The 18079-nt window shown below is 71.0% G+C and carries 19 protein-coding genes and 1 pseudogene; 11 read left to right on the top strand and 9 right to left on the bottom strand.

Going from position 1 to position 18079, the window contains the following annotated elements; all coding sequences use genetic code 11:
* Positions 1–5: 5 nt before the first annotated feature.
* On the bottom strand, positions 6–683 hold the full coding sequence (locus JNO44_RS41335; RefSeq protein WP_235096156.1) for a LuxR C-terminal-related transcriptional regulator: 678 nt from the start codon (positions 681–683) through the stop codon (positions 6–8).
* A gap of 234 nt (positions 684–917) precedes the next feature.
* Positions 918–1499, bottom strand: coding sequence for a TetR/AcrR family transcriptional regulator (locus JNO44_RS41330; RefSeq protein WP_205369069.1), 582 nt, complete (start codon positions 1497–1499; stop codon positions 918–920).
* Positions 1500–1778: 279 nt separating this feature from the next.
* On the opposite strand from JNO44_RS41330, the gene JNO44_RS41325 reads away from it, so the two are divergent.
* The 4 genes from JNO44_RS41325 to JNO44_RS41310 all read left to right on the top strand — a co-directional run bounded on the left by JNO44_RS41325 (position 1779) and on the right by JNO44_RS41310 (position 5188).
* Complete coding sequence (locus tag JNO44_RS41325; RefSeq protein WP_205369068.1) at positions 1779–3023, top strand: MFS transporter; 1245 nt, start codon at positions 1779–1781, stop codon at positions 3021–3023.
* 67 nt (positions 3024–3090) lie between these two features.
* Positions 3091–3303: a hypothetical protein gene (locus tag JNO44_RS41320; protein ID WP_205371469.1), complete on the top strand. Its 213-nt coding sequence runs from the start codon at positions 3091–3093 to the stop codon at positions 3301–3303.
* The gene (locus JNO44_RS41315; RefSeq protein ID WP_205369067.1) at positions 3300–4319 is read left to right on the top strand and encodes a hypothetical protein; all 1020 of its coding nucleotides are present in this window, start codon (positions 3300–3302) and stop codon (positions 4317–4319) included. The genes JNO44_RS41320 and JNO44_RS41315 overlap by 4 nt, the downstream gene beginning before the upstream one ends.
* Before the next feature lie 137 nt (positions 4320–4456).
* The gene (locus tag JNO44_RS41310) at positions 4457–5188 is read left to right on the top strand and encodes a hypothetical protein (RefSeq protein ID WP_205369066.1); all 732 of its coding nucleotides are present in this window, start codon (positions 4457–4459) and stop codon (positions 5186–5188) included.
* On the opposite strand, the gene JNO44_RS45405 is transcribed toward JNO44_RS41310, so the two are convergent.
* A complete protein-coding gene (locus JNO44_RS45405) occupies positions 5180–5524 on the bottom strand; it encodes a hypothetical protein (protein ID WP_420882727.1) in 345 nt (114 codons plus the stop codon). The two genes, JNO44_RS41310 and JNO44_RS45405, sit on opposite strands and share 9 nt — an antisense overlap.
* A gap of 159 nt (positions 5525–5683) precedes the next feature.
* Here JNO44_RS45405 and JNO44_RS41300 point away from each other — a divergent pair, with 159 nt between their 5' ends.
* Complete coding sequence (locus JNO44_RS41300; RefSeq protein ID WP_205369065.1) at positions 5684–6337, top strand: DinB family protein; 654 nt, start codon at positions 5684–5686, stop codon at positions 6335–6337.
* 351 nt (positions 6338–6688) lie between these two features.
* On the opposite strand, the gene JNO44_RS41295 is transcribed toward JNO44_RS41300, so the two are convergent.
* A complete protein-coding gene (locus tag JNO44_RS41295; RefSeq protein WP_079182436.1) occupies positions 6689–7501 on the bottom strand; it encodes an MgtC/SapB family protein in 813 nt (270 codons plus the stop codon).
* A gap of 343 nt (positions 7502–7844) precedes the next feature.
* Here JNO44_RS41295 and JNO44_RS41290 point away from each other — a divergent pair, with 343 nt between their 5' ends.
* The 5 genes and pseudogenes from JNO44_RS41290 to JNO44_RS41270 all read left to right on the top strand — a co-directional run.
* Positions 7845–8717 carry a phosphotransferase family protein gene (locus tag JNO44_RS41290; protein WP_205369064.1) on the top strand — a complete coding sequence of 291 codons (873 nt, stop codon included), beginning with the start codon at positions 7845–7847 and terminating at the stop codon, positions 8715–8717.
* Positions 8718–9229: 512 nt separating this feature from the next.
* A complete protein-coding gene (locus JNO44_RS41285; protein WP_205369063.1) occupies positions 9230–9631 on the top strand; it encodes a hypothetical protein in 402 nt (133 codons plus the stop codon).
* 252 nt (positions 9632–9883) lie between these two features.
* Positions 9884–10651 carry an SDR family NAD(P)-dependent oxidoreductase gene (locus JNO44_RS41280; protein ID WP_205369062.1) on the top strand — a complete coding sequence of 256 codons (768 nt, stop codon included), beginning with the start codon at positions 9884–9886 and terminating at the stop codon, positions 10649–10651.
* Positions 10652–10677: 26 nt separating this feature from the next.
* Positions 10678–11049 carry a MerR family transcriptional regulator gene (locus JNO44_RS41275; protein ID WP_205371401.1) on the top strand — a complete coding sequence of 124 codons (372 nt, stop codon included), beginning with the start codon at positions 10678–10680 and terminating at the stop codon, positions 11047–11049.
* A gap of 123 nt (positions 11050–11172) precedes the next feature.
* Positions 11173–11445, top strand: a pseudogene (locus JNO44_RS41270) (hypothetical protein); the annotation flags it as partial.
* A 243-nt stretch (positions 11446–11688) separates the two neighbouring features.
* Here the strand turns inward: JNO44_RS41270 and JNO44_RS41265 are convergent.
* The gene (locus tag JNO44_RS41265) at positions 11689–12168 is read right to left on the bottom strand and encodes a DnaB-like helicase N-terminal domain-containing protein (protein WP_205369061.1); all 480 of its coding nucleotides are present in this window, start codon (positions 12166–12168) and stop codon (positions 11689–11691) included.
* Between the two features lie 306 nt (positions 12169–12474).
* Positions 12475–13131, bottom strand: coding sequence for a L,D-transpeptidase family protein (locus JNO44_RS41260; RefSeq protein ID WP_240168043.1), 657 nt, complete (start codon positions 13129–13131; stop codon positions 12475–12477).
* A gap of 367 nt (positions 13132–13498) precedes the next feature.
* Here JNO44_RS41260 and JNO44_RS41255 point away from each other — a divergent pair, with 367 nt between their 5' ends.
* On the top strand, positions 13499–13912 hold the full coding sequence (locus tag JNO44_RS41255) for a nuclear transport factor 2 family protein (protein WP_240167890.1): 414 nt from the start codon (positions 13499–13501) through the stop codon (positions 13910–13912).
* Here JNO44_RS41255 and JNO44_RS45400 read toward each other — a convergent pair.
* From JNO44_RS45400 to JNO44_RS41240, 3 genes are read right to left on the bottom strand one after another with little or no spacing between them, the layout of a single operon-like run.
* Positions 13885–14502 carry a TetR/AcrR family transcriptional regulator gene (locus JNO44_RS45400; protein ID WP_205371397.1) on the bottom strand — a complete coding sequence of 206 codons (618 nt, stop codon included), beginning with the start codon at positions 14500–14502 and terminating at the stop codon, positions 13885–13887. The genes JNO44_RS41255 and JNO44_RS45400 overlap by 28 nt on opposite strands.
* A 47-nt stretch (positions 14503–14549) precedes the next feature.
* Entirely contained in the window at positions 14550–17462 is a 2913-nt protein-coding gene (locus JNO44_RS44700) for a CHAT domain-containing protein (RefSeq protein ID WP_205369059.1), read from the bottom strand.
* Positions 17459–18076, bottom strand: a complete 618-nt coding sequence (locus JNO44_RS41240) for a hypothetical protein (protein ID WP_205369058.1) — start codon at positions 18074–18076, stop codon at positions 17459–17461. The genes JNO44_RS44700 and JNO44_RS41240 overlap by 4 nt, the downstream gene beginning before the upstream one ends.
* Between the last annotated feature and the right edge of the window lie 3 nt (positions 18077–18079).

Here is an 18079-nt window from a genome sequence, read left to right as displayed (position 1 = left end):
GACGTTCAGGGGGCCACCGGCATACAGGCATGTGCGGCGAGCCCGCTCTCGACCGCCACCAGCGCCAGCTGCACCCGGTCACGGGCGCCGAGCTTGGCCATGATGCGGCTGACATAGGTCTTGGCGGTCAGCGGGCTGAGACTCAGCCGCTGTGCGATCTCGGAGTTGGTGAGCCCCTCGCCGATGAGGGCGAGCACCTCGCGCTCCCGATCGCTCAGCTCCGCGAGCGCCGGCCGGTTGACGGCGGAGCCGTCGTACAGGCGGGGGACGTACCGCTCGATGACCTTCTGGGTGTGCCACGGATTGAGGAACGAGGCGCCCGCGGCCGTCGCGCGAATGCCCTCCAGAAGCTGTGCGGGCTGGGTGTCGACGGGCAGGAAGCCGGCCGCCCCCATGGCCAGCGACTTGAAGAGGTGTTCTTCGTCGTCGTGAATGGTCAGCATCAGCACCCGGACGTTCCGCAGCGCCGGATCGCCGGTGATCTGCCGGGTCGCCTCCAGGCCGTCGGGCTCGCGCAGATGCGTGTCCATGAGCACGACATCGGGCGCGGTGCTGCGCGCCAGTGCCACGACGGACTCCCCGTCGGCGGCGTCGCCGACCACCTCCATGTCGGGCGCAGAGGAGACGAGCAGACAGAAGCCGGCGCGGGCGGCCGCGTGCGCATCGGCGACGAGGACGCGGATCCTGCTGGGCTCGCGGGGCCTTCTCGGCCCGTGGCTCGCTCTCGGTTCCCTCTGGCTGGACAAGGTCGTCCCCCCTGCGTACGACTGCATCCATCGGACCCAGGGGTGTCCGTCCCGGGCTGTTCTACGGTCAACCTTACCCTCAGGGTTCCGCGGATTACGAGCCTAATCGGGCTAAAATGTTGCGATTCGTTGATGATCACGCTTCAACACCTTGCGAACCACGGAATTTCCTCACCGTCCAGCGGGGAGAAGTTCACGCAGCATGGCCTCGAAATCCGCCACCGTCGTGGGCTCGTCGCCGAGCAGCGCCTTCAGTAGCAGGCCGTCGTAGGCGTGGGTGAAGAGGGTGATCCGGAGCTGGTCGTCGGTGAAGAGTCGGGCGAAGTCGGCGAGCGTGGCCGTCCAACGGCTGGTGGTGTCGCGGAGTTCCGGGCGCCGGGCCGCGCGCAGGCAGAGCTCGAACTCGGCCAGGAGGTGCGACCGGTCGGCGAGCTGGTCGGCCATGAACAGTGCCAGGCCCCGGATCCTGTCGGTGCCGTCGGTCGCCGGGGGTGCCTCGATCAGTTCCCGGACGCGCGCGGAGTCGGCCTCCATGCAGCTGGTGAGGGCCGCGGTCAGCAGCGCGTCGATGCTGTCGAAGTAGTAGGTGGTCGCCGTGGTGGGCAGGCCGGCTTCCTGGGCGACCGTTCGATGGGTGGCGCCGGCGGCGCCGTCCCGGGCGACCACCCGTACCGCGGCCTCCAGCAGGGCCCGCCGTCGGCGAGCGCCCTTGGCCTTGCGTCCGTCGGTGATGGGCTCGTCGGGGATCGACATGTCGGGCAACTCTCCTGCCTGGGGGTGGGCGCCAGCACCATAACCCGGCCCGTCGGCGCCCCGCGGGCGCAGTGGTCCCGAACCGCTCCCGACGCCAACTGCGAGGCGTCATGAGGACTCCACGGGCCGACCCGGTTTCCCCGCTCCAGAAACTGGGACTATAGTCCCAATTGTTGTTCCGTCGTCTGCTCGGTGCCCTCATGCGTGGCGCGCGGCGGCAGGAACGTCCCTGCCTGTTGCCACCGCCCGCACGGGATCACCCCAACCTCTGGACGAAACATGGCAAACCCCTACAGCGAAATCTTCTCCGCTCCCGGCGCGAAGGCGTTCAGCGCCGCCGGCCTCCTCGCCCGACTTCCCCTGCCCATGACCCACATGGGCATCCTGACGATGCTCTCCGAGACGACCGGCCAGTACGCCCTGGCCGGTCTGGTGGCGGGCACCTTCACGTTCTCCATGGCCTTCCTCGGGCCACAGGTCTCCCGGATCGTGGACCGCCGCGGGCAGGGCCGCGTACTGCCGGTCGCCACCGGAATCAGCGTGATCGCGCTGGGCGCCCTACTGCTCTGTGCCACCACCGGCGCCCCCACCTGGACCCTCTTCGTCTTCGCCCTGCTGTCGGGCCTGATGCCCAGCATGGGCGCGATGGTGCGCGCGCGGTGGACGGAGATCTACCGCGGCCGCCCGCAGCTGAACACCGCCTACTCGATGGAGTCGGTGGTCGATGAACTGACCTACGTCATCAGCCCGGCGCTGGCGGTGACGCTGTCCACGGCGCTGTTCCCCCAGGCCGCGCCGCTCGCCGCGGCCGTCCTGCTCGCCGTCGGCGTCGCACTGTTCGTGCCGCAGAAGCGCACCGAACCGCCCGTCAAACCGCGCACGGAGACCTCCAGCGGCGCACCGGTGGTCTTCTCCGCCCCCGTACTCATGCTCGCTCTCACCCTCCTCTTCGGGGGCGCCATCGCCGGCATGGTCGACACCATGGGCCTGGCCTTCGCCGAACAGCAGGGCAACAAGGCACTCTCCGGCCTCGTCTTCGCGGTCTACGCCCTCGGCTCCGGAATCTCCGGCCTCGCCTTCGGCGCCCTGAAGCTCCGCATCCCGCTCCCGCGGCTGCTGGTCGTCGGCGTGACCGGAACCGCCCTGACCACCCTGCCCTTCCTCCTGGTCGACAACATCGCGGGAATGGCCGCCGTGGTCTTCGTCGCTGGAGTCTTCTTCGCCCCGACGATGGTGGTCATCATGGGCATCGTCGAGCGAACCACCCCCGAGCACCAGCTCACCGAGGCCATGACGTGGATGATCGCCGGCCTGCAGAGCGGCGTCGCGCTCGGCGCGGCGGTGTCGGGAGTCGTCGTCGACGCCTACGGCACCCGCTGGGGCTTCGCCGTCGCCATCGGTGCCGGCGCCGTCGCCCTCCTCCTCGCCGTCACCAGCGCCCCCATGCTGCAACGCCACCTGGTGCAACGGGAGGGTCTCCCCGGCACTGAGCCCCATCGCTCCCAGGTCCCTTCGGGCAACTGACAACGCCGGGGGCGCGTACGGCGCCAAGCGGATCACCGCCTGTCATCGGGCCGGCATCCGCCGGTCCATGGGAGCCGTCGGCACCTCTGCGGACAACGCCGCCGCGGAGTCGTTCTTCGCATCGCTCAAGCGGGAGATGGTGCCCGACCGGCGTGGCCGGCCGACCGAACAGGCGCGCCAGCGCTCTGCGGCGACCACGACGTGGTGCGCGTTCGCGACCCATTACGCTGACGAACTCGCCGCCGCGGCGGCGCAGAACCACGGGAGGACTGCCGCATGAGCGTGCGTTTCGACGCCAACCGGGAGCGGGCCATCGTCCGCTGCGATCAGTGCCCGGGCCAGCCGACCCTGCCCACCCACCGCGAGGAGACCGACCCGCGCCGGTGCGTGCGCTGCCAGGGCGAGCACCGCTGGCTGCCGCAGCCCCACCCCGAGGACCATCTGTGCCAGGTGTGCCGGCGCGAATGCCCCACCTGCCAGGCCCCCACCCGCGACGGGCAACGCTGCCGGACCTGCCGAGGGATGTGCCGGACCTGCTCCACGCCGCTGCCGGACCGCGGTTCCCCGGCCGACCAGGTCGTCCACGTCGCCCCGCAGCGCCGCAAGGACCACCGTCACCGATGGGCGCTCACCTTCTTCCCGCGGACGTGGGACTGGGACCAGTGCGACGCCTGCCAGGACGCGGGCACGGCGGGCGACCCGGTGCGCGCCGTCCTGGCGGCGCTGCCCGACAAGGTGATCCGCGCCTGCGGCGGCGCCGTCCCGCCCACCGTCATGGACACCATCCACACCGAGCTGCAAAACCGCACCCCGCGGCAGTTGGCGGCACGGGTGGAGCGGCGCTGGTGGGGGAGTTGGGCCGGACGCCCCCTCCAACGTGCGGCCGAGGCGAACCAGGAGGGATATCGGCCCGACGACGTCGCCGTGTGGCTGCTGGCCCCCACCGTGTGCGCGGGCCGGTGCGAGGACGGCTGGCACCTGGCCGACCAGCCAGGCCGCGACGACGCACCGTGCACCGTCTGCCGAGGCGGACGACTCCTTGCGCCACGGCGCGAGCCGGACGACGCCGAGGAGCTGGAGCCGGGCTCGGCCGCGAACCGCACCACCGCCGAGGCCGTCGCCTACCGGCCGCCGATGCGCGAGTGCACCGGCCAGGACGGTGCCTGCGGCGTACCCGTCGCCGCCCCCCACACCCGGTGCCCAGCCTGCGCGGACTGGCCCTGGTGCGCCTGCCACCGACGCCGCTACGACCCCCACAAGACCACTGCCTGCAGTGCCTGTTCGACGCGGCAGTGAATCCACGGCAGTGGGCTGTGGCGGCCCATGCCACGAGAAGTGGTCGCCGGCGGGATGCTGGAGGCGGGAGTGCGAAGGAAGCCGCTTGTGTGGCCTGTCTCTTGAGACGATGACGGGCCAACCAGAGGGGGCACCAGATGACCCACCAGATCGACAGTTCCGGCGCATCCGTCGCTGAACAACTCCTTGGTCAGCGAGACGAGGCAGCCACCCTGATGCCCACCCCTTGGCCGGACTTGACGCAGCTCGCTGAGCTCAACTTCCGTCACAAGGTCGGCATCATCGCGCAGCGGGGAACCCGTGAGGCGAAGGTCGGCCGCGACGTTGCGGTCCATGCCGCCCATACCGGCCTCCCCGTTGTCCTCTTCACGGGATACCCGCCCTCGACGCAGCCCGAGACGCTCGTCGTCAAGGAGATCCCCGCCCCGACCGACTCCCACGTGAACGCGGCAGCAAAGATCCACATCGGAGGCCGGACGCCACGTCTCATCGTCATCGAACGGTACGAACGCCTGACCCGGGAGCCCCACGAGCCGTACAGCGACCCCATGCGCGACCTCATCGACGAGGTCTCCGAAGAGGAGTCGTGGGGAGACCGTCTGATGTGGACTGTCCGCAACATCCGCGTCAACATCCCGGTGCTCCTCACCACGGTCGTCGACGAGGTACCGGACCTCGCCCGGCCATTGGGCCGGTGGCTCCCCATCGACCACCCGGCCAACGTCATGACCGACGTGTGCAAGCCGACGATCGTGCTGGCACGCTCCGGTGCGGAATCGGTGGAAGCACGCCTTGAGGTCGACCCGCACGCATACCGCTCCGGAGAACGCTCGACACTCGCGTGGAAGCCGCTGCCTCGCTCATCCTGACCGGCCCGCCCCGGGCGGGAACCCCGCGACGTGGGCCAGCACCGCGGCGGCGTACGGGTGAGGCGCGTACCCGTCCCGGAGGACCAGCGCGCAGCCGGACGTGGCGATCCGCAACCGCGAGCCGTCGGTCAAGAACGCGCGGCCGATGCCGTGGACGACCCCAAGCTCGAAGTTCGACCTCACCCCGCTATGCGACCAGGAACCGGCCGCCTCGGGCTGCGGCGTTCCTCCGGTGGTGCCGGATACCGGTGTCGGCTGGAGCTGGAGCTGGGTGAGGTTGTCCATCATCAGTCCGAGGGTGAACTCGAACCGGCCATGTCCGGTGCCGGAGGTCAACTCAGCGGCATGGCGGCGGGTCTGCGGAAACGTGTCGGCCGGCAGCGCGGCGAACCGGCGGGTCAGTGGCGTCGCGGGTTTCTACGATCGGCTCAAGACCGACGGGGACTGAGGGGGATGGCACCGCTACCTCGTCGACTGAGCCGCAGGGAGCCGCACATGCACGATGAGAAGGCGCATGGTGGAGGTACGGGCGTGACGTCGGACCACGACGCGGAGCTGACGACTCCCGCTCGGGACAGACCCGCACCCGACCCCCGCGCAAGGACTGACTGGGCCCACGAACTCGGCGACCAACTGGACTGGCACTGGCGGGAACGGCTGCGTCCCCGCCTGGTGGGGCTGACCGACCAGGAGTACTTCTGGGAGCCGGTTCCCGACTGCTGGACCGTGCGCCCGCGCCGCAGCGAAAGCGAGATGGGCGGCGGACAGTTCACCGTCGACTACGCCTTCCCCGCCCCTGTCCCCGCACCGGTCACGACCATCGCCTGGCGGCTGGCGCACCTCACCGTCCACGTCCTGGCCAAGCGCACGGAAATGTATTTCGGCGGGCCGTCGATCGACTACGACGACTACGTCTACGCCGGCACCGCCGCGGCCGCACTGGACCACATCGACCGGGCCTACGACAACTGGTCGTCCGGCGTGCGTGCGGCAACGACGGCCGAGCTCGGCCGCCTGCTCGGGCCGAGCGCGGGCCCGTTCACCGACCGGCCGCTGGCGACGGTCGTCCTTCACGTCAATCGCGAGGTGATGCACCACGGAGCCGAGATCGCGTTGCTGCGCGACCTGTACGTGCACGGGCGTGAGTAGTTACGGCCGCTGATGTGAAGAGTTGCGGCCGCTGAGATCGATCACGGCTCGACCGGAGTCGAGATCGCGTTGACGCGGAGCGTGGAGCGCTGGCCGCGCCGTACGGTGACGCCGTGGTTGAGTGCGGTCCGCAGATACCCGTGATCGCGGGACAGCCGCGCGGTCGCTCCGGCGTGTGCGGCCTGCAGGCTTCTCCTTCGCCTGCAGTCGACACCGCCGCCTTCTGGCGGACGGCTGCCCGTACTGCGGGCAAGTTCCGCGGCAGCGGCCCCGTTCCGGCCGGTCCGTCCCCCAACCGGAGCTCTGCGGCAATCCGCCGATCCGGCCCGCCGGCTTGTTCCTGCTACCCGGCTACTGCCGGCGCGTTCCCCCACGGCCCCACCGGGTGAACGGGTTCCGGAACCGGTGGTGGGGCGGCTCGTCGGCGGGGTAGTTGATGTCGTCCTCGTCCGGGTGGCCGATGACCGTCCAGCTGACTGCGGAGACTGCGGGCTCCAACGACAGTCGGCTGACGGCCGCTTCGAGGAGGGAGTCGTCACGATGCTCGGTGGTGAGTTCCGCGGCGACGGTGACTTTTCCTTCTTCCGCGTCGCGGCTGTACACCGAGCGCAGCCGGAAGCCGGGCCGGGCGACGGCTTGGACGATCAGGGCCCTGATGTGTGCCTCCTCGGGCTCGGTGCATACTGCCTCGAAGTAGTAGTCGGTGGAGACCTCGGCACCGCCGTGCGGCTCCCGGTCCAGGCGCCGGCCCAGTGGTCGCAGCAGCAGGTTGGCGCCCACCACGGCAACCGTTCCCAGTCCCGCCAGGACGTACAGCCCCGTACCGGCCAGGGCGCCCACCGCTGCCGAACACCACAGGGTGGCCGCCGTGTTGAGCCCGCGCACGCTGAGCCCGTCCCGGATGATGACACCGGCTCCAAGGAAGCCGATGCCGGAGACGATTTGGGCCGCGACCCGCGAGCCGTCGTACCCGATGGTGCTGGTGGCCTGCGCGAAGCCGTAGTTGGACAGCAGCACGAAGAGCGCGGACCCGGCGGCCACCAGCGCGTTCGTCCGCAGTCCGGCCATCCGGGCCCGCCATTGCCGCTCCAGGCCGATGGCAGCGCCGAAGCCGAGCCCGGCAGCGATGTTGCCCACCATCTGCCACTCGTTGACGATGGCCATGATCCGTTCCCCTCGTCGGTGATTCCTTTCCCGTGTCGGCTCCTGTATCGGCGATTCACAGCCAGGTACTGAATCGGCGGATGCGCCTCGGGGCTCGTCTCCGCCGCCCGTCCCCGGTCCCGCTCGCCGCCTGCTCCTGCCATCGCCGCCGCCAGGAAGGCCGCTACTTCTTCCGGCCCTGGACCAGGACGCGGTTTCCCGGAACCCTCACATCGCGGGTCACGGGCACCAGGAGGCACGGCCAGAGCGTTGTCATGAACGCACCGGGGAACCGCCCCGCTGCGCGCGCGGAAACCAGCCCAGGGAACCGGGCCGCTCCGCGCAGAGAACAGCAAGGAGCCCCGTGCCCGACGAACTCACCGGCGCCGCCGCACCGGTCATCCGACTACGACCGGACTTCCGCCCCACGGCATTGCTCTCCCGAACCGACAAGTCCCTGCTCATCGCGGGGGATTGCGAGGACGGACCGGCCGTCGCGAAACTGCTGACAACCCCGGAACCACTGTGGGCCGAGAAGTTCGGCACGGAGATCGACGCCTACCAGACCTTCGCCGCGGCACCCCCGCCAGTGCCAGTTCCCGCCCTCATCGCCGCCGACAACCGGCACCACGTGCTGGTCATCGAACACGTCCGCGGCCACTGCCCGGTCCCGGGCCGCGACCGGTTCCCACCACAAGCACTGGACTCCGCACACGTCACCGCCATGCTGACGGCCATGACCGACCTCGGTCGATGGAGTCCCCCCGCAGGGGCGTTCACACGCACCCTCGACTACCTCGCACGTCTGGACCGAGACCACCACCAGGGCCTGACCACCCCGCGGGAACACCAGGCCATGACCGACCTGTTCCACCAGGCAGGCAACGTCCTCGTACCGGGCCACGGAGACCCCCTGCCGACCAACTTCGTCGTCCGGCCCGACGGACAGGTCACAGTGATCGACTGGGAGCACGCGGGACACTACCTCCCGGGGCACGACCTGGCGGTTCTATGGATCGCCCTGGCCGCCACCCCGGAAGCCCGTCCGCAGATCGAGGCACTGGTGACCGCCGGATGCCCGTCCGTCCGCGCCGCCTTCACCCTGAACCGGGCCATGCTGCTCGTACGAGAACTTCGCAACCACCGTGCGGTGCCCCCCTCCAGATGGCGGGACGAACGGGTGGCGGCAATCGACCGTGACTGGCAGGACGTGGGCGAGCTGCTGCGGGCCGGGTGAACACCGGACCGACCTCGCATCACCAAGGGCCGGTGGACCGCAGCACCGGCCCTTTCGCATGGTCGACCCGGCAAGCCCGTACCCGTGGGACTCGCGATGCCGATGTGGGTGCCGGTGCGGATGCCGAGGGCGACGGCGTTGACCTTCTGCTCGATGACGTCGGCGGCGATGACGCTCAGTCGTGCGACCTCGATCGTCATGCCGTGCTGCGGAGAACCTGCCTGCCGGCAGCGCCTACACCCCCATTGCCTCGGCGACACGGCCGGTCAGGTCCTCCCACGGACGCGGAGCGACGACCGACACGCCGGCCGTCCGCGCCTGCGCAGCGAGCCACCGGCAGTACAGGACGCTGACGCGGGCGCGAGGCCCCTGTCGGGGCGCGCGATCGACCGTTGCTGCTGGTACTGGCCGGCAGTGGCTTGATCCCGTGACGGCCCGTTGACCGTGAGTTGATCTTCGGTAGGTTGGCCCGCGGCAGGTTTGCCCCTTCGTTTCCCATTCAAGGAGTTCTCGTGTCGTATGGCGCCATACGCCTCGGTCTGGCCGCTCTGACGGTCATCGGCCTCTCGGCATCCGCCAACCCCACCGCCTCGGCCGTGGACGTCGCCACGGCGTCAAACGCCTGCCACAAGGGCGAGTTCTGCCTCTTCAGCGGGGCGCACCAGACCGGGCAGATCCTCTACCGGCTCAACGCCAAGGTCACCAAGACCGGCTTCACGTTTCCCGAGGTCGACAAGCTCGACCCGGTGATCAAGCCACTTTCGGCGCGCAACCCGATCCCCGACACCTTCGGCTGCATCGTGCGCCTCAACGACAAGGCACACTTCGCCGGTTCCGAGCAGGAGATCGACGGCTTCGGCGACAAGGAACTGAGCGGCGCGCCCGTCGGATCGATGACACCCGACTGCGGCTGACCCAACCTGCGCCGCCTAGCGGGCGTTCTTCCTTCACACCGGCGACCGGAGCTTCCTGCTCGACGAGCTTCAGCGTCAGGGCGAAGCCGAGCCGCGTCGGGCCGCGCTGTCGGCCGGAAGTGCCCGGTCGCGGCCCGGACGTCGGTCTTCGACGTCAACCACTACGGAGTCATCGAGGCAGCCGGCGAACCGTTGACCGCTGGTCGCAGGAGGACGGCCGCTTGACCTTGCCGCTGGCGGCAGGGTTGAACGATGGCCGGCATGAACAGCACCGCACCACAGAGCAGCAGGGTCGTCGCCATCACCGGGGCCGGCACCGGGATCGGCCGGGCCACCGCCCGCGCCTTCGCCGCGGAGGGCGCCCAAGTGATCGCGATCGGACGGCGCATCGCACCGCTCAAGGAGACCGCTTCCGGGCACCACCGGATCACGCCCCTGGCCGCCGATATCACCGCCGAGAGCGGGCCCGAGCGCATCATCCAAGCCGTACTGGAGACACATGGCCGACTGGACGTGCTGGTCAACAACGCCGGCATCGTGCGCAGCGGCGCCCTCGGCACGCTGACGCCGGAGAGCATCGCGCCTCAGCTCGCCACCAATCTCGTCGCCCCCATCCTGCTGGCCCAAGCCGCGCTACCGCTCCTGGAGACGGCGCACGGCGTGATCGTCAACGTCAGTACGTCGGTGGGGCAGCGGGCCTGGCCCGGCAGCTCGGTCTACGCCGCGACCAAGACAGCCTTGGAACTGCTGACCCGCAGCTGGGCGGTCGAGCTGGCACCCCGCGGGATCCGGGTCGTGGCCGTCGCCCCGGGCGCGATCGACACCCCCATCGGCGATCATCAGGGCCTGACGCCGGAGCGCATGGCCGCAGTGCGGGAGTGGCAGCTGGCGCACACTCCGCTGGGCCGGATCGGCCGCCCCGAGGAGGTGGCCTGGGCGATCACCCGGCTTGCCGGTCCGGCGGCATCGTTCGTCACCGGAGTCGTACTCCCGGTCGACGGTGGAGCGGTCGTGGCGTGATAGGAGTGGCCCAGGAGGTGGGGCGGGTGCAGATCGGCGAGCTGGCCAAGGTGACTGGGACGACCGCGCGTGCGCTACGGCACTACGAGCAGGCGGGGTTGATCTCCTCCGAGCGGGCGTCGAACGGCTACCGCGTCTACGAGGAGGGGGCGGCGGTGCGGGTGCGCAACATCCGCTATCTGCTGGCCGCCGGACTCACCCTGGACGATGTGCGCGTGTTCCTGCCGTGCCTGGACGGCGATGTGGCCGCCGCACCGCCGTCGGACAAGGGTCTGCGGGTTGCATGGGAACGGCTGGCAGTCCTCAACGAGCGGATCGCCGCCCAGACCGAGACCCGCGACCGACTGGAAGCGGCACTTCGGCAGAAGGCCGGCGGCCTGATCCGCCCGGCGGCCTGACCGGTCGTCACAGCGCAGAGGCCAAGGAACTCCGGAGCACGACGAGACGGTCCCGATCGGACACGTCTGACACGTCTGACGCGTCTCTTGCCCGGCTATCGGGCGTACCGGCTCCGGATCGGCGAGGCGGAACGCTCCGCGTTCAGCCGGCCTCCCGAGTTCGACGACACTCACGCCTGGTACCTCAAGACCCAGGACGTCATGAACCGACTGTGGGTCGCGGAGCGGCTCATCCGCATCCAGTTCCCCCTACCTGTGCATGACGCGGCACGTGCGTACTTCCTCGACCTCAACCGGACCGTGTGGGAAGGCTTGCCCGACGGTGAGAGCGTGCGGGACTACCTGGAGGACAACCGGCTGACGTTTCTCGACGCGGCACGCGCGGCCATGGGATAGCCGACGGCCGGCCCCGAAGTCCTCGCTGCTCCGTGTAACCCAGCACGGGAGTGGTCCTGAAGCCGTCCGCCGGGCGGCGGCATCGGGATGGCGTGAGGCGGCCACGTCCTCAACCTCCACTATGCGGGGGAGGCCACCCCGGACGACGAAGACGACACGTGAGGCTCGCTGAGCGGGCAGCGCGCGAGCGGGCGGGGGAGTGTTCGCCCCCGGCCCACGGGGCAGGGAGCGAACGGACGTCGCCTACGTCGCCGGCATGTACGAGGTCGAGGCGGTGCTCGTCGTCGAGAGTGCCGCGCTGGTGAACTCGGCGATCACCTTGTCCCACAGCAGTTCCTTGGACGGCGGTGAAGTGCGGCAGGCTGTGGGCGTGCGCATGGGCACCACGTCCGCTGGCCGATGGAACGCGGGCAACGCCGCCAACGAGACTGTGCCCGTCCCGGCTTGGGCGAGCGCCGTGAGGTATGTGCTCCCGCCTACTTCGGCGAACCGTCCCCGGCAGTGCAGGTGCACGCCCACAGTGATCGAGTCGACCGGCTGCCCGGAGGCGTACACCGCCAGCACCGAGACGTAGACAACGGCGAGCGGGCCGGACAGGTCCTCCGGCAGGAGGGTGGCAGCCGTCTCCGGGATCGAATCGGGGGCGACGAGCATCCGGCCGACCCGGGCGCGCTGCGCGGCTTCCCGGTCCGGCGGAGTGGGCATGGCGGTGAGTGTGGTCATGGTCCTGCTCCTCCGGAGCTTGATGTGGTCGGCGAAGGCCACCCCCGCCATGAACAACGAGCAAAGGGGCACCACGGAAACCATCGGAACCTGCCCGCAGGCACGGCAACCTGTCTGCAGGCACGGCAACCTGTCCGCGGCGGGTGACCGAGCGCATCGGCCGGCGGGCGTTCCCGCACCCGGAGGTGTCCTCGGACGCGCGGCGGCGCCGAACGACCAACCGGAAACCACGACGAGGAGGAAGGTGAGCCGTGCCGCGCCGCACGCTCGACGCCGCCACCGGGCTGACCCTTCGGAGTCCTCGTTCTAGTAACGAGTGATCGCGGTGGGTCCGGAGGTGGTCCCGATGGCGATGTGCGGCCGCTGCCGGGGCTTGGCCCAGGCCAGGATCCGGCGCACGGCGTCCGCGGGCGCGGAGACACAACCCGCCGTCGCCGCCAGCCCATTGACGTGCAGAAAGATGCCCGCGCCCCGGCCGTGTACCGGCTTCTTGTAGTTGAAGCCGATGACGAGCGCGTGCGCGTACTGGGTGCCGTAGTCGGCGAGGTGCTCGGACTCGGTGGCGCGGCAGTCGGCGGGCAGCGGCTCGGCCCAGCGGTTGTAGGCGCGTGAGCGATCGTCCTCGCACCACCAGGAGTTCCGGTTCACCCGGCGGTACGGCGTCGAGGTCCCGCTGGGCGCGGCCGTGATCCCGAAGCTGTAGGGAAGGTCGTACAGGCCGGTGGGGGTGGTGTTGGTGCCCTGTCTGCGCTTGCCGCCTTCGACGAGGCCCTTCGCCCCGAAGCGGGCGGGCGCGCTGCCGGCCACGACCCACTTGCCGCCCCGGCGGTCCCACCAGGTCAGCGTCCCCGTCGTGGCGCCGGTGCGGGGTGCGACGGCGGTGATGAGCTGGCTGCCCCCGCCGGTGTCGGCCAGCCGGTCCGGAAGGGGCGGACCGCTGCCGTCCGGGGGCAGGGCGAACAGGACGGCACAGAGCGCGACACCGACACGTACGACGGCCACGGCAACCCCCGAAGAGAGAGGGACGGTTGCTCAGAAGCTACCGGGCGGTGGCGGAAGAGGCAGCCCGGGAGGGTCGTCGATGTGTCGATCGTGCGAGCTGTCGGCTGTTCGACGGCATTCGACGGGGTTCGACGCCCTGGTCGCTGCTGGTGGCCTGCCGTAATGCGTCGGGCTCGGCCTGACGCGTCGCCGGTCAGCGCTGGGTGACCGAGCGCGGCTCCAGATGGCCCGGTTGATGTCGCAGAACGTGATCATTCCCGGAAACCGTCTTCCCGGAAGCGTCACTGTGATGGTGTGGTCTCCTGTGCCCGACTCCAGGGAGGCCGCCGTGTCCCGAACGCCGCAGGAGATCTTCGAGAGTTGTGTCTACGCCGGCACCATGACCCGCAACGCCGACGCCCTCGCTGAGAACTTCACCGCGGACGGTGTCTTCGAGGCGCCGCTCATGCCGGCCGGCGCCACCTTCCCCAGGAGGCTGGTAGGTCGCGAGGAGATCCGCAGCGCAATGGCGGCGTACTACGAGCAGCAGGCGAAGGGCAACCGCTCGCCGAACCCTGAGAAGTCCGCATACGTGCTGCACACCACCTCCGACCCCGACGTCTTCATCGTCGAAATCGACGTCGTCTTCGACGGGGAGGGGGACGGGGATGACGTGACCGTCTCTCTGGTACAGATCTTCCGCGTCCGCGACGGGAAGATCGCTCGCCTGCGTGACTACTTCACGCCCGAGCTGATGGGCTGAGGGCGACCGAAACGACGAGTGATCACTTGGTTCCAGGAAACCAGGCGCATGAGTTCCGGCAATCGTGTCACGCACCATGAGGACGGGCAGACCTGGCTCCTGCGCCCGGTGCCCGGTGCCCGAGGGTTTCTTTCGCCTGACGTGGCGCGGAAGAACGAGCCCGCATCAGCGAGGACGACGCCGAACGCGTGGACGCCGGGACCACGGCAGCACTGCTGCGCCGCACGCTCGACGGCCGCCGCGATGACCGTCGGCACCCTCGCCGACACCAAGCCGTCACGGCCAGCCTGCCGCAGTCCCGTTGGGGGTTCGACTGCGCGGCGCGGCAGGCCACTTGCGCGGTCTCCAGGACGCGCCGGAATCCGTCGAGGACGACCTGGCGGATCAGCGCCCCCCCGATCCGGGAAACGCCGGTACAAGGTGGCGATGTGCACCCCGGCACGGCGGGCAATCTCATCCAGCGGAGCGGCGGTGCCCGATTCCAGGAACACCTGGCGCGCCGCGCTCAGCACCCGGGCACGGTTACGCTCAGCGTCCGCACGCAAGCCCCGAGTACCGCCCGCTGAGGCTTTCTCGCCACCCTGCGACATGGGCGAAGTCACCGTGCCTCCTGGGCCGGCCCGCGCCACGCGTCGGGTTACGGGCCGCTGTGGATGAGCGAGGCCCACAGGTCGGGCCGGCCCTGGTAACGGTCGCGCATGGCGAGCGTCGTACGGTGCAGCGCCCCGGGGGCGTCGTCGGCGGTGCCGGACAGTTCGGCGTAGAAGGTGCGGGCCGCCACCGCGCCGAAGGCGTCGGCCAGCGGCCACAGGCTCGCGATGACGTGCCGGAAGCCGGCGAGCTGGAAGGCGGAGGCGAGGTTCAGCGACTCGTCCACGTGCTCCAGGCTGCGGTGGCCGGTGGAGCATGCCGACAAGTAGGCGAGCTGCGCATCGGCCACGGCGAGCCGGCTGATCTCCGGGATGGTGAGCATGCCGTCACTCAGGCACAGCCCGCTGTGCGAGGGTGCGGCGTGGTCGGCGAGCGCGTGGCACGCGAAGTGCGCCCAGGTGGCGGTGGACAGCGCGGCGGCGACCTGGCTCGTGGTGGCGTCCTCGTTGAGCAGCGGCGGCTGGTCGGGATGGCGGCGGTGCAGGTCGAGGGCTTCGGTGAGGGCGCCGGGCAGCCCGGGCAGGCCGGGCGTGCTCGGTAGGGCGACGGTCAGCTGCCGCCGGGCCACCGCCGCGGGGTGGCCGTGGGCGTGCGCGAGGATCCGCAGCGTAGGGGTGTACGAGGACACGAACGAGTCCAGGGCGCCGGGCCGGCCGGGGTGACCGGCGGCGTGCAGCGGGAACATCCCGAGCAGCCCGATGGGCAGCCACCAGACCCGGCGCGGCCCCGCACCCGGGGGCAGCGCCTCCGCGACCGGCCCGACGACCGTGTCCCACAGCCAGCCGAGCCGGTCCGCCAGCCCGGCATGCGCGGAGCCGACCACGGCCTCGGACTGGGCCTCCACGTGATCGGCGGTGAGGTCCGGCAGCGGCACCTGTTTGAGGTCGCCGTCGTGGCCGATCAGGATCGCGTCGGCCCTGTTCCGTGCGGAGTTGACGACGACGACCGTGCCGCCGCCCGCAGCCTGCCGCAGCTCCTCGACGCGGGGCGTCATGAGGAAACGGGTGAACCGGGGGTGCTCGCGGATCCGGGCGACCAGCTGCCCGTACCGTTCCCACAGCACGGCCTCGGCCGCAGACCCCGCGGCGAGCTCCTTGCGTACCTGGCGGAACGGCCGGGCCAGCTCCGGCAGTTCGCTTTCCAGGTCGGCGAGGTCGTCATGGGCGTCGAGTACGGTCGCCAGCTGAATGCCGCGGCCCAGCTCCGCCTGCTGGACCGCCTGGAGCGGTTCCCCGCGGGCGCAGTGCGCGGCGAACGCCTGACTGGCCAGGCCCCGGGGCTCGCCGAACCGCCGCTCCTGGTCGGTCCAGTCGGTGCCGCGCAGCGGTACGGCGGGCGTCAGCGCGATGGCGGCGTCCAGCACGCGGGCGGCCAGGTCGTACGCGCCCAGGACGTTGGCGAGTACGCCCAGATTCCGCCCGGCCACCGCCCGCCTGCTCGGCGTGGCCCCGCGCGCCGCCTTGAGCCGCGCCTCCCATGCCTCCATCGTCCGTCGGTCGGGCGCCAGGTGCCGCGCGCCGGGGACGAGATGCGCCCTGACCAGCTCGGCGAGGACGTCGGCCAGGTGCGGTTGACCATCGGGCACGGCGTCCAGCGCCCGCCGCAGGTCGTCGAGCGCGCGGTCCAGTGGCCGGTCGCGCGTGCCGCCCGAATCGCCCGGCAGGTCCGCCAGATGGAGCTGCAACCAGGTGCTGCCCCGGATGGCCAGCCGGATCGGCAGGGCCGGGCTGTCGCGCGGCGTCGCCGCCACCGCGCGGTCGGCGAGGAGCAGGGCCCGTTCCAGGTCGGGGAGGCGACGATGGCGTTCGTAGCGGTTCAGGTAGGCCACCGTGAGGTTGGCCGTCCGGCCGGCGTATCGGGGATGGTCGGGCGGGGACGCCTCGACGACGGCGTTCTGGAGTGCGATCGAACGATCGAGATCGGCCTCGTCGCCGCCCGCCCGGTGGCGGCGCTGGTAGAAGACGCCGACGCTGGCCATCGCGGACAGCTGCTCGTCCGGATCCTCGGTGGGGGCCGCCATCGCCCGTTCGAGGAAGCCGATGGCCCGATCCAGGTCGGCGGCGGCCGCGGAGGACTCGTGGCGGGCCCCGTAGGCGACGCCGAGATTGGCGAGGACGATCACCTGCTCGGGGGTGTCGGCGGCGACCTGGTCCAGGGCCTGTTCGTGGCAGTCGATCGCGTGGTCCAGGTCCGCGGGCAGCCCGTGGCAGGCGAAGCGCCGGCGGTAGGCGCTGCCGAGTTCGGTGAGGCGGTCGGGGCGGTCGGCGGCGGAGGCGGTGGCCGCGGCCAACTCCAGGTATGCGAGGGCGTCGTCGATGTCGCGGGGGTCGCCGTGGCCCGCGTAACGGGTGAGGTGGCCGCGGCCGAGGTCGGCCAGATGCTCGTACGGCAGTGTCCACCGCGAGCGGGCGTCGTCGGAGCGCAGGTGGGACCACGACCAGGTGCGCGGGCGCGGCGCTGAGATCTCCCGCGGAATGCCCGCGCAGCCGTCGCAGCGGGCCGCCCCCGATGTGACGGGGCTGCCGCAGTCCGGGCAGTGCGCCAAAGCCAACTCCCGTAAGTGCGCGGCGGCTTGCCGGTTCCCCCGGTAGGCCGCGTACGCGACATGGACGGCCCCCTGCTCGGGCTGGCCGAGCTCGCGCAGCGCCACCCCGAGGGCGAACCGGCCGCTGGCGTGCTCGGAGTCGAGGTACACGCACAGCGCCAGCGGATACAGGGCGCCCGCGGTGTCGCCGCTGTTCCACCTGCCGGCGCCCAGCATGAACTGGCAGCCCACCGCGGTCGGGGCCAACTCCGCGGCGGCGGCGAGCAGTCGTACGGCGTCCTGGTACCGCCCGCGCAGGAAGAGGTCCCTGCCCTGCTCGAACAGCGCCTTCGCGCGGGCCAGTTCGGAGCTCACCGGCCGCCCCGCGCCCGCCCGGCCCTCGTCTGGAGGCGGCTCACACAGACCCAGCACGCCAGCCAGCCCTGCTGGTCCGGGCGGGGCGGGCTCAGCGGCGGAGTCTCCAGGACACCGGACGCCAGGTACGCCTCCGCCGTCCCGGCCCCGATCCGGCCGACCAGCTCGCCTTGGTAGATCTTCTTCGCGCACAGGTCGCACGTGTCGCCGACCGTCGGCTGCTGGACGCTGGCCGGCCAGCGACCGACGACGTACTCCCACGCGGCGGCGGCGAAGGGCGCGAAGCCCGCGGGATCGACCGCGCCCGAGCCCTCGGGGACGCTGCCGCGTCGCGCGTGCTCGCGGGCGGCGGCGCGGTCGAAGACGAACCACTCGCTGCACTCCTCGCAGACCAGCCAGGGTGTGGCGCTGCTCGCGGACTGGCTGATCAGCCGGTCGAAGGCGCCGGCCTGGGCGCGCTCGTCCCAGTCGAGGGCGCGCACCAGGCCGACCGCCGCCCGGAAGGAGCTGCGCCAGTACGCCTCCGACACCACCACGTGCTTGGTCGGCAGGTGATAGCCGCTGGACCGCCGGGTCGTCGTGCCACAGGTGTCGCACACCGCTTGCTCACGCATCCG

This window comes from Streptomyces noursei (assembly GCF_016917755.1).
Classification (GTDB): domain Bacteria; phylum Actinomycetota; class Actinomycetes; order Streptomycetales; family Streptomycetaceae; genus Streptomyces; species Streptomyces yunnanensis.
This window is presented reverse-complemented; position numbering and strand designations above follow the sequence as displayed.